Source organism: Marinobacter sp. MBR-99 (assembly GCF_040547575.1).
In the GTDB taxonomy this organism is placed as follows: domain Bacteria; phylum Pseudomonadota; class Gammaproteobacteria; order Pseudomonadales; family Oleiphilaceae; genus Marinobacter.
The window spans coordinates 56,903-68,687 of sequence record NZ_JBEPPY010000001.1 but is presented as its reverse complement, the minus strand read 5'-3'; the positions used below and the strand labels follow the sequence as shown (position 1 = coordinate 68,687).

The window sequence follows — 11,785 nt, the reverse complement described above, 5'->3', positions numbered from 1 at the left end:
AGGCTTCGCGTTGCCCCTTCCTCAGTACGCTCCGGACGACTCAGCATCGACGGCTTCCGCTCCGGCGGAAACCGCGTTTGTATGGATCCAGAGTCTGTGCGAAACAAGAAGGTCCCGTGAGGGCAAATTTTCAGAAAGACAGGAAAGATCGATGTCCGATACCAAAACTGGCCACGTGAAGTGGTTCAACGAATCCAAGGGCTTTGGCTTTATTGCCCAGGAAGGCGGCAGTGACGTTTTCGTTCACTACAGTGCAATCAACTCCAACGGTTTCCGTACCCTGACAGAAGGTCAGCAGGTGCAGTTTACCGTTACTCAGGGACCCAAAGGCCCCCAGGCGGAAAACGTAACCCCTCTGTAAGGGCGACGGTTTACCGCCGGATGCCCCTCACGGGCAGACGGAAAACAGAACGGCCGGCAACTTTGCCGGCCGTTCTGTTTTCTGCGTGGAAAGGCCCTGAACGGAAAGACCTGGCGATCAGGCAGTTTCAGCCGCTTCCGAAGCCGTCGCAGCCGGCATGTCAGCACCCACCGCCTGGGCCACTGCAGAGAAAAGAGCCTGCAAGGTAGCCGAGGTAGTGTCTTCCGCCAGGGCCGCCGCACTGCAATGCTGACCATTCGCGGTCAACCGTATGCAGGCCAATGCATTGGCGTTTGTGCCTTCGCCCAGAGCGAACTCATCGTAGGCCTCTACGCTGACAGTTACCCCGAAGCGCTTGGCCAGCCCGTCAGATACCGCCTCAACCGCGCCAAGGCCACGGCCTTCGAGGGCGACTGGCGATACATCGCTGCCAACGACCACTTCCGCGCGAACGCCATCCTCGTCCCGATGCAGGTCATAGGAGCGCAATGACCAGTCTCCAGGTACCTTCAGGTAACGGTCCTCAAACAAGCGGTGGATGGTGTGAGAGTCAATCTCGCCGCCATTGGTCTCGGCTTCTTTCTGAACCACTTTACTGAATTCGATCTGCAACCAACGCGGCAGAGTAATGTTGTAATCCCGTTCAAGCACGTAGGCAACACCGCCCTTGCCTGACTGACTGTTAATCCGCACCACTTCCTCATAACGACGCCCCACATCGAACGGATCGATGGGCAGATAGGCTACATTCCAGACTTCACCTTCCTCGCGACGGGCCAGGCACTTGCGAATGGCATCCTGATGACTGCCAGAAAAGGCGGTGAACACCAGCTCACCGGCGTAAGGATGGCGTGGATGGGTGGAAATTTCTGTGCAGGCTTCCACCACCTCGGTAATTTCCGCCATTCCCGAAAGGTCCAATGTCGGGTCAATACCCTGCGAATACAGGTTCATGGCCATGGTCACCAGATCCATGTTGCCGGTGCGCTCACCATTACCCATCAGGGTACCTTCAACCCGGTCAGCGCCGGCCATCACTCCCAGCTCGGCCGCAGCCACCGCACAACCCCGATCATTATGGGTGTGCAGGCTGATACTGATGTGCTCGCGATAGCGGATGGTCTCGCAAATCCATTCCACCTGATCGGCAAATACATTAGGCGTGGACATCTCTACCGTCGCCGGCAGGTTAATAATCACCGCCTGCCCCTGATCCGGACGCCACACGTCGTTAACGGCATCAATGACGTCTGCAGCGAAGTCCAGCTCGGTGCCGGTGAAGCTTTCCGGAGAATACTGGAAGGTCCAGTCAGTATCGGGGTAACGGGCAGCAATCTGCTTTACCACTTTCGCGCCGTTAACTGCGATCTCGCGGATGCCGGCACGGTCCAGGCCGAAGACTTGCTCGCGCTGCACCGTCGAAGTGGAGTTATAAACGTGCACAATAGCCTGTTTGGCACCCTTCAACGCATCGTAGGTACGCTCAATCAGTTCCGGGCGGGCCTGGGTCAGCACCTGGATTTTTACATCCTCTGGAATCCGGTTTTCTTCAATCAGCTTGCGGCAGAAATCGAAGTCCGGCTGACTGGCAGCCGGGAAACCGATCTCAATCTCCTTGAAACCCAGCTTGACCAGCAAATCGAACAGGCGCTGCTTCTGGGCGACGGACATGGGCTTGATCAGCGACTGGTTACCATCGCGCAGGTCAACGGCACACCAGGTGGGCGCTTTCTCGATAACCTGGTCCGGCCAGCGGCGATCTTTCTTGGCAACCGGTTTAAAGGCGACGTATTTACGATGATCAAAGGCCATAACGGAACATTCCTTTCGCTGTTCGTATCAATGGGAAGAGTGTAACGCCCAAACGGCGCTATTTGGTTGCTATTTTAGCCCAAAACCGCTATCCATAAGTCAAATATTGCCAATACCGAAGGATTAACGACATATGATTGCGGATAACAGCAAGACATTGGTCAGGATCGACAAAACGGACCGGAAAATCCTGGAACATTTGCAGAAAGACGGCTCGCTGACCAATCAGCAACTGGCGGAAAAGGTAGGGCTTTCACCCTCCCCTTGCCTGCGCCGGGTACGGGCACTTGAAGAAGCGGGCATCATTGTGCGCACTGTGACCATTCTGGACCACAAGAGGCTGGGATTGTCGCTGACCGCCATCATCCTGATTGGTATGGACCGCCATACGCCGGAGCGGTTTGCCACCTTCGAGGAACAGGTGGCAGCATTCCCAGAGGTTCAGGAGTGCTACCTGATCACCGGCCAGAGCGCCGATTACATGCTGAAAGTGGTGGTGCCAGACATGGACCATTACCACCAATTCCTGCTGAACCGCATTACCCGCATCCAGGGTGTCAGTGGTGTGCACTCCAGCTTTGTATTGCGGAGGGTTATAGACAGCACCGCCCTGCCCCTAGGCTATCTCTCCTGACGGTTCAGCTCCGCCAGGTAAGCCTTGGCCATACACTTCAACTCCACCAACAACTGCTGGCCCTGGTCATCCGGCAGAGTAGCCGCAAGCCTGAGGATGGTTCCGGCGGAGCGGGGTAACAGCAGACTGGCTGTCCAGCTACGCTCCTTCGGCAGCGTCGGATATTCCTGCTGGAGCCTGGAATCCAGGTCACGGGCATTACTGTAAAGTTCCCGCAGGTCCAGTTCCCGCAGCTCGGGCATGGACTCCACCCCACTCCAGATTGCCGAATAGGCGGGTTCGGTGCGGTAGAAGTCGTAAAACTGATCAATCAGCACGTCCACGGCGTCGTGCAGGCTTAGCTCGGGCAGTTTCTCCCGCAGCGCGGTTTCCATCTTTTCAACATGCCCTTCGGCGATGGCATGAACGATGGCCGCCTTGTTCGGAAAGTAACGGTAAAGGGAAGCCAGTGACATACCCGATTGCCGGGCAATGGCCGACATACTGGTACCGTCCACTCCGTTGTCATGGAAGATAGCGGCTGCATGGCTGAGGATATTATTCACCCGCTCCCGACTGCGCGCCTGAACCGGTCGCCGGCGAGGTGTTACGTCGATAGATTCGTCAGTCATCATCTGTACCTTGTGAAGCAGGCTCCGTACAATAACGTCCACTTCACGACAAAGAAAGGCAGACGCAGGCCAGATGCCCTGCCAATTAGTCTTAAACCCCACTTTTCAAAAAAGCGGAAGACACGATGCGAGCAAGCCGTTACCTGATTGCCACCCAGAAAGAGACACCTTCAGATGCAGAGATTATCAGCCATCAGCTGATGCTGCGCGCCGGAATGATCCGAAAGCTGGCCGCCGGCCTCTACACCTGGCTCCCCATGGGCCTGCGCACCCTGCGCAAGGTGGAACGAATTGTTCGCGAAGAGATGGATAAGAGCGGCGCCCAGGAAGTTCTGATGCCAGCAGTACAGCCGGCCGAACTCTGGCAGGAATCCGGTCGCTGGGAGCAGTACGGCGGCGAACTGTTGCGCATGAATGACCGGCACGGCCGGGACTTCTGCTTTGGCCCGACCCACGAAGAAGTGATCACCGATCTGATCCGCAACGAGCTGAAAAGCTACAAGGAACTGCCGGCCAACTTTTACCAGATCCAGACCAAGTTCCGTGACGAGCGCCGCCCCCGTTTCGGCGTTATGCGTGCCCGTGAGTTCATCATGAAGGATGCGTATTCCTTCCACCTGAACGCGGCGTCCCTGGATGACACCTACCAGGTCATGCACCAGACCTACTGCAACATCTTCGATCGACTGGGCCTGGATTACCGTCCGGTGCAGGCAGATTCTGGCGCTATCGGCGGCAGCGCATCCCACGAATTCCATGTACTGGCCTCCTCTGGCGAAGACGCCATCGTGTTCAGTACCGAAAGCGATTACGCCGCCAACATCGAGAAAGCCGAAGCGATTGCCCCGGCGGGCGAACGCCCGGCCCCTGGCGAAGCTATGGCCGAAGTGCACACGCCTGGCCAGAAAACCATCGAAGCCGTGTCGCAGTTCCTCGGCTTTCCTGCCGAGCGCAGCGTGAAGACCCTGCTGGTAAAAGGTGAAGCAGACGAGAATGGCGAATCCGGCCTGGTTGCACTGATTCTGCGGGGCGATCACACCCTGAACGAAATCAAGGCAGAGAACCTGAACGGCATTGCCGAGCCGCTGACCATGGCCACCGATGAAGAAATCGAAAAGGCCATTGGCTGCAAGCCCGGCTCTATCGGCCCCGTCAACCTGCCTGTACCCGTCATCGTAGACCGCAGCGCAGCCCACCTTGCAGACTTCGTGTGTGGTGCCAACAAGGACGACTACCACCTGACCGGCGTTAACTGGGAACGCGACGTACCCCTTGGCCGGGTAGAAGACCTGCGCAACGTGGAGGAAGGTGATCCCAGCCCGGATGGCAAGGGTACCCTGGAGATCCGCCGTGGTATCGAGGTGGGCCACATCTTCAAACTGGGTAACAAGTACAGCTCTGCCATGAACGCCACCGTTCTGGATGAAAACGGCAAGACGGTGATCATGGAAATGGGCTGCTACGGCATTGGCGTTTCCCGCATTGTTGCCGCGTCAATCGAACAGAACCATGACGAGAAGGGCATCATCTGGCCAGACGCCATCGCTCCGTTCCAGGTGGCCATTGTTACCCTCAATGCCCACAAGAATGCCGTAGTGGCCGAAGCCGGCGAGAAACTCTACGGCCAGTTGCGCCAGGCAGGTTACGACGTGCTGCTGGATGACCGTAACGAACGCCCGGGCGTCAAGTTCGCGGATATGGAATTGATGGGCATTCCCCACCGGTTCGTGATTTCGGAGCGCGGGCTGAGCGCTGGCACCCTGGAATACAAGGGTCGCCGCGATGAAGAAAAACAGGATATCCCGGTGGAAGAAGCGCTGGCGTTCCTGGTGAAAGCCTCTCCGAAGGGCGGTCTCTAAGGCCGCTCGATCATCCCTTGGGCTGCCTTGAAGGGCAGCCCGGCGGGTTTCTGACCAGCCACGCTAACGAGCGCCAACGACACCCGGTTCCATTTCAAGCTCAACCCCGAAGGTTTCCAGCACAGACCGGCGCACCTCGTCAGCCAACGCCAGCACCTCGGCACCAGAGCCCCCCGAGTGGTTGATCAGCACCAGAGCCTGGCGGTTATGTATGCCAACCCGGGCGTTACGAAAGCCCTTCCAGCCAGCCTGGTCAATCAACCAGGCCGCCGCCAGCTTGACACCCTGCTCCACCGGGTAGAACACCACGTCGGGACAACGCTCCTGCAGCCGCTCAAAGGCCGCCCCAGTAATGACCGGGTTCTTGAAAAAGCTCCCGGCATTGGGTAAGACCGCAGGGTCAGGGAGCTTGCGGTGGCGCACTGCCATCACCGCCTCGGCCACCTCCAATGGCGTGAGGGAGCTCCTATCTGTGTCCCCGAGATATTCCCCAAGGTCCCGGTAATCCAGCTTTAATGGCCGGGATCGGGAAAGTTTTACTCTCACCTCAAGAATGATGTATCGCCCAGGTTGCCGTTTGAACAGGCTGTCACGGTATCCGAACTGGCAATCGCCGGCGGCCAGGGTAACCACGGCCTGGGTGTTACGATCCAACACTGTCACGCTTAGCAGAGTATCTCCAAGCTCAACGCCATAGGCACCGATGTTCTGCACCGGGGCAGCGCCGGCAGTGCCGGGAATCAGGGCCAGATTTTCTATGCCCCGGTAACCGGAACGGGCGGCGTATAAAACCGCCTCATGCCAGTTCTCACCTGCGCCCAGAACCAGCACGGCCTCGTCGCCGCTCACCTTTTCCCAATGCCGCCCTCGGATCTGCATGTGCAGGACGACACCGTCGAAGTCCCCGGCAAATACGAGGTTACTGCCACCACCGAGAAGCAGGGTGTCGAGCTTGCGGGCCTCAGCCCAGGCCAGTGCTTCGGTCAGATCATCTACATCGGTAATCCGGACCAAATAACGTGCCTTTGCCGCAACCGCGAGCGTATTGTGTTCGCGGAGATCAGCATGCTCGATGATCGCAGGCGTTCCACTCAAGCCAATCGCCCCCGAACATCCTCCAGCAGGCCCTGACTGGCATCGTGAATCAGGTCGAGTACTCGCTCGAATCCGTCTTCACCGCCGAAGTATGGATCGGGCACCTCGGCTTGGCCGGACTCACCGAACTCAAGAAACAGACGAGGTTCGGTGCCACCGTTCTGGCGCCAGATGTCCCTGACATCGGCCAGGTTTTGCCGATCCATCACCAACACGTAATCAAACCGGTCGAGGTCTTCAGCCTTGATCTGCCGGGCCCTCAGGTCGCTGATATCAATGCCGCGACGCTCTGCCGCCTCCATGGCCCGGGCATCCGGCGATTTACCGATGTGCCAGTTGCCAGTGCCACAGGAATCGATATGCAGGTGGGCTGTCATTCCCTGCTCAGTTACAAGTTGCCGGAACACCCCTTCCGCCGTTGGCGAACGACAGATGTTACCCAGGCAAACAAACAACACACTGACCTGATCAGGCATAACGTCCTCCTGCTTCTATCAGGGCCCGTACCCGGGCCAGATCCTCTTCAGTATCAACCCCCGGTGCCGGTGGCCGATCAGCAATGTCCACGTGGATGAGAGCGCCGTTATAAAGGGCCCGAAGCTGCTCCAGTGCCTCTATCTGTTCTGTCGGTGCCGGTGGCCAACTGACAAACTGGCTGAGCACGCTGGCACGGTAGCCGTAAATGCCGATATGCCGGAAGTAGCCAATGCCCTCGGGCAGGTCTACATCTGCCACGGATGCATTGGCCGGCCAGAAGTCCCGCGCCCAGGGAATGGGTGCCCGGCTGAAGTAATGTGCCATGCCCCGGCTATCGAACACTACCTTAACCACATTCGGGTTGAACACCTGCCGGGCATCGTGAATACGCTCGCACAGGGTGGCAATGCTGGCTTCAGGGTAGTAATCGAGATTATCGGCCACCTGGTTGATCAACGCCGGCGGAATCAGGGGTTCGTCGCCCTGGACGTTAACCACCCGGTGGTCCGGTGCTAGCCCCAGTGTTCGGGCAACCTCTTCAAGCCGGTCAGTACCACTGGCGTGGTTTGGTGACGTCATCACCGTCTCGGCGCCAAACCCCAGGCATGCCTCTTCAATTCGCGGGTCGTCCGTAGCAACCACAACCTTGCTCGCGCGGCTTTCCCAGGCACGCTCACATACATGCTGGATCATCGGTTTACCGACGATCATGGCCAGGGGTTTGCCGGGTAAGCGGCTTGAGGCGTAGCGGGCGGGAATGACAACGGTAAATGACATGCTGGTGCGTCCTGCTGGCGGGTGTGTCAGTGCTTATCAAGCCGTTCGTCGGTACTCAGGGTGCGGGCCTCAACGGCGAGCATGACGGGAATACCCTCACGAATCGGAAACGCCATGGCGTCCTGGTAGCAGATCAGCTCGGTGCGGGCGTCGTTCAGTTTAAGCTCGCCCTTGCACACCGGGCAGGCCAACATGGCCAACAGTTTCTTATCCATGGTTGGTTCTCTCAGTATTTTGTTGATGCAACTGCCCAGAGCATGCCCTGAGCCGTTCCAGAAAGCGATGTTCAAAAGGTTCCGACAGACAGGCATCCACCGTCAATACCCAGGCGTTGTCGGGGGCAAAACCCCGGCATTTAACGGCATCTTTTGCGGTCATAACCAGCCATTCGCCGGCATTGGAGCCAAGGTCTTCCGGGCGGAAACGGTGATGATCAGGAAACGCTGCTTCTGTTACCAGCGCACCCAGGTTCCTCAGCGTTTCAAAGAATCGCCCCGGGTTGCCTATCCCGGCGACCGCACGCACTGAACGGCCACTGAGATCAGACGGCGCCAGCGTTTGCCCGGAGTTGAGATTTACCAGACAAGCCGGCTGCAAGGACATGGCATGGATCTCGGGATGCGCAACGCCGGCAAACTCGGCGATCTGCTGACCCGGCGGAGGGAACGCTTGACCGTTGAGAATCACAAAATCCACACTGGAGAGCCGTGTTACCGGTTCACGCAGGGGGCCCACCGGAATCAGGGCACCGTTACCAATGCCCCGGCCGGCATCAAACACCGCCAGTTCAATATCTCTGGGCAAGCGGTAATGCTGCAAGCCGTCATCACAGATCAGGACATCGCCGAGTTCCTGCTCCAGGGCCCAGTGCCCACCGCGACAACGGTCGGGATCGACCACCACCGGGCAGCCCGTAGCCAGGGCAAGCATCAGCGGTTCATCCCCACAGACCGAAGCCGGCGTGGTGTCTTTCACTAACAAGGGATAGCGATCACTTTTGCCGCCGTATCCACGGCTCAGAATGACCGGATGCCAGCCATCCTGCTTCATGCGCTGCACCAGCCGTGCGGTCAGTGGCGATTTACCGGTACCGCCAGCAGTAATGTTACCCACCACAACCACTGGTACCGGAAGGGCCTCATTCCTGGCCTGCCAGGCTTTACGGCGCTTCGATTCAGAAATCAACCGGTACAGCCAGGCCAATGGACCAAGGATAGCCAGGGGTTTGCCCTGGCCATACCACAAGCGGTCAATCCGGCTGCTGCTCATGCATGCTCGCTGAACTGGATCTGGTGTAACTGGGCATAGGCGCCGTCTGCCGCCAGCAATTCCTCATGCGTGCCGGATTCGACAATATGGCCTTTATCCATAACCAGTATACGGTCAGCCTTTTCGATGGTGGAAAGACGGTGGGCAATGACCAGCGTCGTCCGGCCTTGCATCACCGTCTCAAGGGCTTCCTGAATGTGCCGTTCCGACTCTGTATCCAGTGCCGAAGTGGCCTCATCAAGGATCAGGATTGGGGCGTTCTTCAACAGAGCCCGGGCAATGGCGAGGCGCTGGCGCTGGCCGCCAGACAACATCACACCGTTATCCCCGATCATGGTATCCAGGCCTTGCGGCATCCGGTCGATAAATTCCAGGGCGTGGGCCTTGGCGGCCGCTTCCCGGATTTCTTCACGGCTGCAGTTGCGCAAGGCACCGTAGGCGATGTTGGCGGCAATGGTATCGTTAAACAACACCACGTTCTGATTCACCAAAGCAATCTGGGAGCGTAACCCTTTGAGCGAAAACTCTTTGAGGGAGCGACCATCAATGCGGATCTCGCCTCCGGTGTATTCATAGAAACGGGGTAGCAGGCTCACCATGGACGATTTACCGCTGCCCGAGCGCCCCACCAGTGCCACACTCTGCCCGGCCGGCACCTTCACGGAAATGCCATCGAGAACATTATCCAGTTGATCACGATAGCGGAAGCAGACCTTATCAAACTCAATATGGCCTTCCACACGCTCCGGGGTGTATTCGCCGCGATCTTCCTCTGGCTGTTCGTCCATGGTTTCGAACACGTCATAGGCCGCTGCCACGCCCTTCTGAATCTTGGCGTGCACAGAGGTTACCTGGCGGATAGGCTTAGCCATGGTGGTGGCCGCAGTGATAAAGGCAATTAACTGACCGGTACTCATCTCACCACGGATTTCCGGAGACAGCATGGTCCAGACCAACGCGGCAATAGCGATAGCCACCAACACCTGAATGACCGGTACGCTGATGGCCTGGGTCGAGGCCATTTTCAGGCTTTGTTTGAGGTTCTGGTCGCTGACTTCGCGAAAACGCTCACGCTCGTAATCCTCACCCCCAAAGGTGCGCACTACCCTGTAGCCGGAGATGGATTCTGACGCCACGTGGGTGATATCACCCATAGAGCCCTGAATGCGCTGACTGATTCGGCGAAAGCGCTTGCTGGCGTAATTCACGACCAACCCGATCACCGGCCCTACGGTCAGGAACACCAGGGTCAATTTCCAGTTGGTGTACAGCATAAAGCCCAGCAAGCCCACGATGGTGAGGCCTTCGCGGAGGGTGATAGTGATGGCATTGGTTGAGGCCTCGGCCACCTGCTCCACATTGAAGGTAAGCTTGGATACCAACCTGCCCGAGGCGTTGTCGTCGAAATAGCGGGACGGCAGCGTCATCAGGCGATCGAACACATCGTTACGGAGGGCATTGATCACCTGCCGCCCGACGTAGCTGATGAAGTATTGACTGAAGAAAGTGCCCACACCCCGCAATGCGAAAATGCCGACAATCAGGCCCGTCAACAGCAACCGGTTCTGATCCGTTGGATTCTCAATGGCGGTGATCACATACTCCATGGCCGCCGCCATGCCTGTAGAGGCCGCGGCATAGATAATATTCCCCAGCACGGCCAGGGAGAACGCGAACCAGAAGGGTTTCACATAGGCGACCAACCGCTTATAGGTTCCCCAGCTTCCGGTTGGCGGCACCTTCAGAGGTTCCGGCCTTGCATCGATCACGGATTCTCAGCCTCCCGCTCTGTGGTTATGCTCAGTTTCGCAAACCCCAGGCGGCCGGCCACATCCATGGCACGCACAACGTATTCATGGGGAGTTCTGGCATCTGCCGTGATGATAAACGGCAAGCTGTTGTCTCCCTCAGCCAATTCCCTGACACCCCGCTCAAGGGTCTCTCGCCGATTATTGACCAGTGTCCGCTCATTCAGGATGTACTGGCCTTCGGCGTTGATCACCACATCGATCTGCCTCACCTCAGAGGGCGAAACCGGTTCGCCGCTGGCCTCGGGCAAATCCACCTGCAGATGGCTTTCCCGGGTAAAGGTGGTGGACACCATAAAGAAAATCAGCAACAGGAACACCACATCGATCAGTGGCGTCAGGTCAACCCCGACCTCCTGGCTTCTCTGGCGCTTGAACTTCACGGTGTTCAGGCTCCTTCCACGTCGATTTCACGGTCGCCATGAACCACTTCCACCAGCTTGATGGCTTCCTGCTCCATGTTAACGACCAACTCATCAACGCGACGAATGAAGTAGCGGTGACAAATCAGGGCGGGAATTGCGACGCTCAGGCCGGCGGCCGTGGTAATCAACGCTTCGGAAATACCGCCAGCGAGATTACCGGCGTTACCCACGCCCGCCAGCTGAATTTCCGCAAACACTTTGATCATACCGATGACCGTGCCCAGCAAGCCCAGCAGCGGTGTAATAGTCGCAATGGTACCGAGAGGGTTCAGGAAGCGCTCCAGATCATGGATAACCTGGCTGGCTTCGTGCTCAATACTCTCTTTCATGATCTCCCGACCGTGCTTGGCATTGATCAGCCCGCCAGCGAGTATACGGCCCAGGGGCGAGGAGCCCTGAAGCGCCTTGAGCTTGCGCCCGTTCAGTTCTTTTTTCTTGATCCAGCGCCAGAGTTCGTTAATCGATTGTGGGGGCGCTACCCTGGAGGCCCGCAGGGTCCAGAATCGCTCCAGAACAATGGCAAGCGCCAGGATGGAACAGGCAACAATGGGCACCATCAGGATGCCACCGGCTTTCAACAGCTCGAACACGCTTGATCTCCCTGATTAGTTACAAGCCGCGCTACTTTAGCATAGCTGCCCGTTCAGGCCACACCCG

At 57.9% G+C, this 11,785-nt stretch carries 13 protein-coding genes; 3 read left to right on the top strand and 10 right to left on the bottom strand.

All coding sequences use genetic code 11. The features are described 5' to 3' along the window. Positions 1-151: 151 nt before the first annotated feature. Entirely contained in the window at positions 152-361 is a 210-nt protein-coding gene (locus tag ABIE59_RS00350; protein ID WP_058089577.1) for a cold-shock protein, read from the top strand. Between the two features lie 117 nt (positions 362-478). Here ABIE59_RS00350 and leuA read toward each other — a convergent pair whose 3' ends face one another. Beyond that, complete coding sequence (leuA, locus tag ABIE59_RS00345) at positions 479-2,173, bottom strand: 2-isopropylmalate synthase (RefSeq protein WP_354443226.1); 1,695 nt, start codon at positions 2,171-2,173, stop codon at positions 479-481. A gap of 133 nt (positions 2,174-2,306) precedes the next feature. On the opposite strand from leuA, the gene ABIE59_RS00340 reads away from it, so the two are divergent. After that, positions 2,307-2,807, top strand: coding sequence for an Lrp/AsnC family transcriptional regulator (locus ABIE59_RS00340; RefSeq protein ID WP_502915302.1), 501 nt, complete (start codon positions 2,307-2,309; stop codon positions 2,805-2,807). Here the strand turns inward: ABIE59_RS00340 and ABIE59_RS00335 are convergent. Beyond that, positions 2,795-3,418 (bottom strand): TetR/AcrR family transcriptional regulator, encoded by a 624-nt coding sequence (locus ABIE59_RS00335; protein ID WP_354443224.1) that lies wholly within the window; start codon positions 3,416-3,418, stop codon positions 2,795-2,797. The genes ABIE59_RS00340 and ABIE59_RS00335 overlap by 13 nt on opposite strands. Before the next feature lie 125 nt (positions 3,419-3,543). Here ABIE59_RS00335 and ABIE59_RS00330 point away from each other — a divergent pair, with 125 nt between their 5' ends. Beyond that, positions 3,544-5,277 (top strand): proline--tRNA ligase, encoded by a 1,734-nt coding sequence (locus tag ABIE59_RS00330; protein WP_354443222.1) that lies wholly within the window; start codon positions 3,544-3,546, stop codon positions 5,275-5,277. Positions 5,278-5,340: 63 nt separating this feature from the next. On the opposite strand, the gene murB is transcribed toward ABIE59_RS00330, so the two are convergent. From murB to pocA, 8 genes are read right to left on the bottom strand one after another with little or no spacing between them, the layout of a single operon-like run. Next, positions 5,341-6,372, bottom strand: coding sequence for a UDP-N-acetylmuramate dehydrogenase (gene murB / locus ABIE59_RS00325; protein WP_354443220.1), 1,032 nt, complete (start codon positions 6,370-6,372; stop codon positions 5,341-5,343). Continuing rightward, the gene (locus ABIE59_RS00320; RefSeq protein WP_354443218.1) at positions 6,369-6,848 is read right to left on the bottom strand and encodes a low molecular weight protein-tyrosine-phosphatase; all 480 of its coding nucleotides are present in this window, start codon (positions 6,846-6,848) and stop codon (positions 6,369-6,371) included. Before ABIE59_RS00320 ends, murB begins: the two co-directional genes overlap by 4 nt. Beyond that, entirely contained in the window at positions 6,841-7,626 is a 786-nt protein-coding gene (kdsB, locus tag ABIE59_RS00315; protein WP_354443216.1) for a 3-deoxy-manno-octulosonate cytidylyltransferase, read from the bottom strand. The genes ABIE59_RS00320 and kdsB overlap by 8 nt, the downstream gene beginning before the upstream one ends. Positions 7,627-7,652: 26 nt before the next feature. Then, positions 7,653-7,841, bottom strand: a complete 189-nt coding sequence (locus ABIE59_RS00310) for a Trm112 family protein (RefSeq protein WP_011785222.1) — start codon at positions 7,839-7,841, stop codon at positions 7,653-7,655. Continuing rightward, entirely contained in the window at positions 7,834-8,895 is a 1,062-nt protein-coding gene (gene lpxK, locus ABIE59_RS00305) for a tetraacyldisaccharide 4'-kinase (protein WP_354443213.1), read from the bottom strand. The genes ABIE59_RS00310 and lpxK overlap by 8 nt, the downstream gene beginning before the upstream one ends. Continuing rightward, the gene (msbA, locus tag ABIE59_RS00300) at positions 8,892-10,664 is read right to left on the bottom strand and encodes a lipid A export permease/ATP-binding protein MsbA (protein ID WP_354443211.1); all 1,773 of its coding nucleotides are present in this window, start codon (positions 10,662-10,664) and stop codon (positions 8,892-8,894) included. Before msbA ends, lpxK begins: the two co-directional genes overlap by 4 nt. Then, positions 10,661-11,086, bottom strand: a complete 426-nt coding sequence (locus tag ABIE59_RS00295; RefSeq protein WP_058089567.1) for an ExbD/TolR family protein — start codon at positions 11,084-11,086, stop codon at positions 10,661-10,663. The genes msbA and ABIE59_RS00295 overlap by 4 nt, the downstream gene beginning before the upstream one ends. 5 nt (positions 11,087-11,091) lie before the next feature. After that, positions 11,092-11,718, bottom strand: a complete 627-nt coding sequence (pocA, locus tag ABIE59_RS00290) for a flagellar polar localization protein PocA (protein WP_058089566.1) — start codon at positions 11,716-11,718, stop codon at positions 11,092-11,094. Between the last annotated feature and the right edge of the window lie 67 nt (positions 11,719-11,785).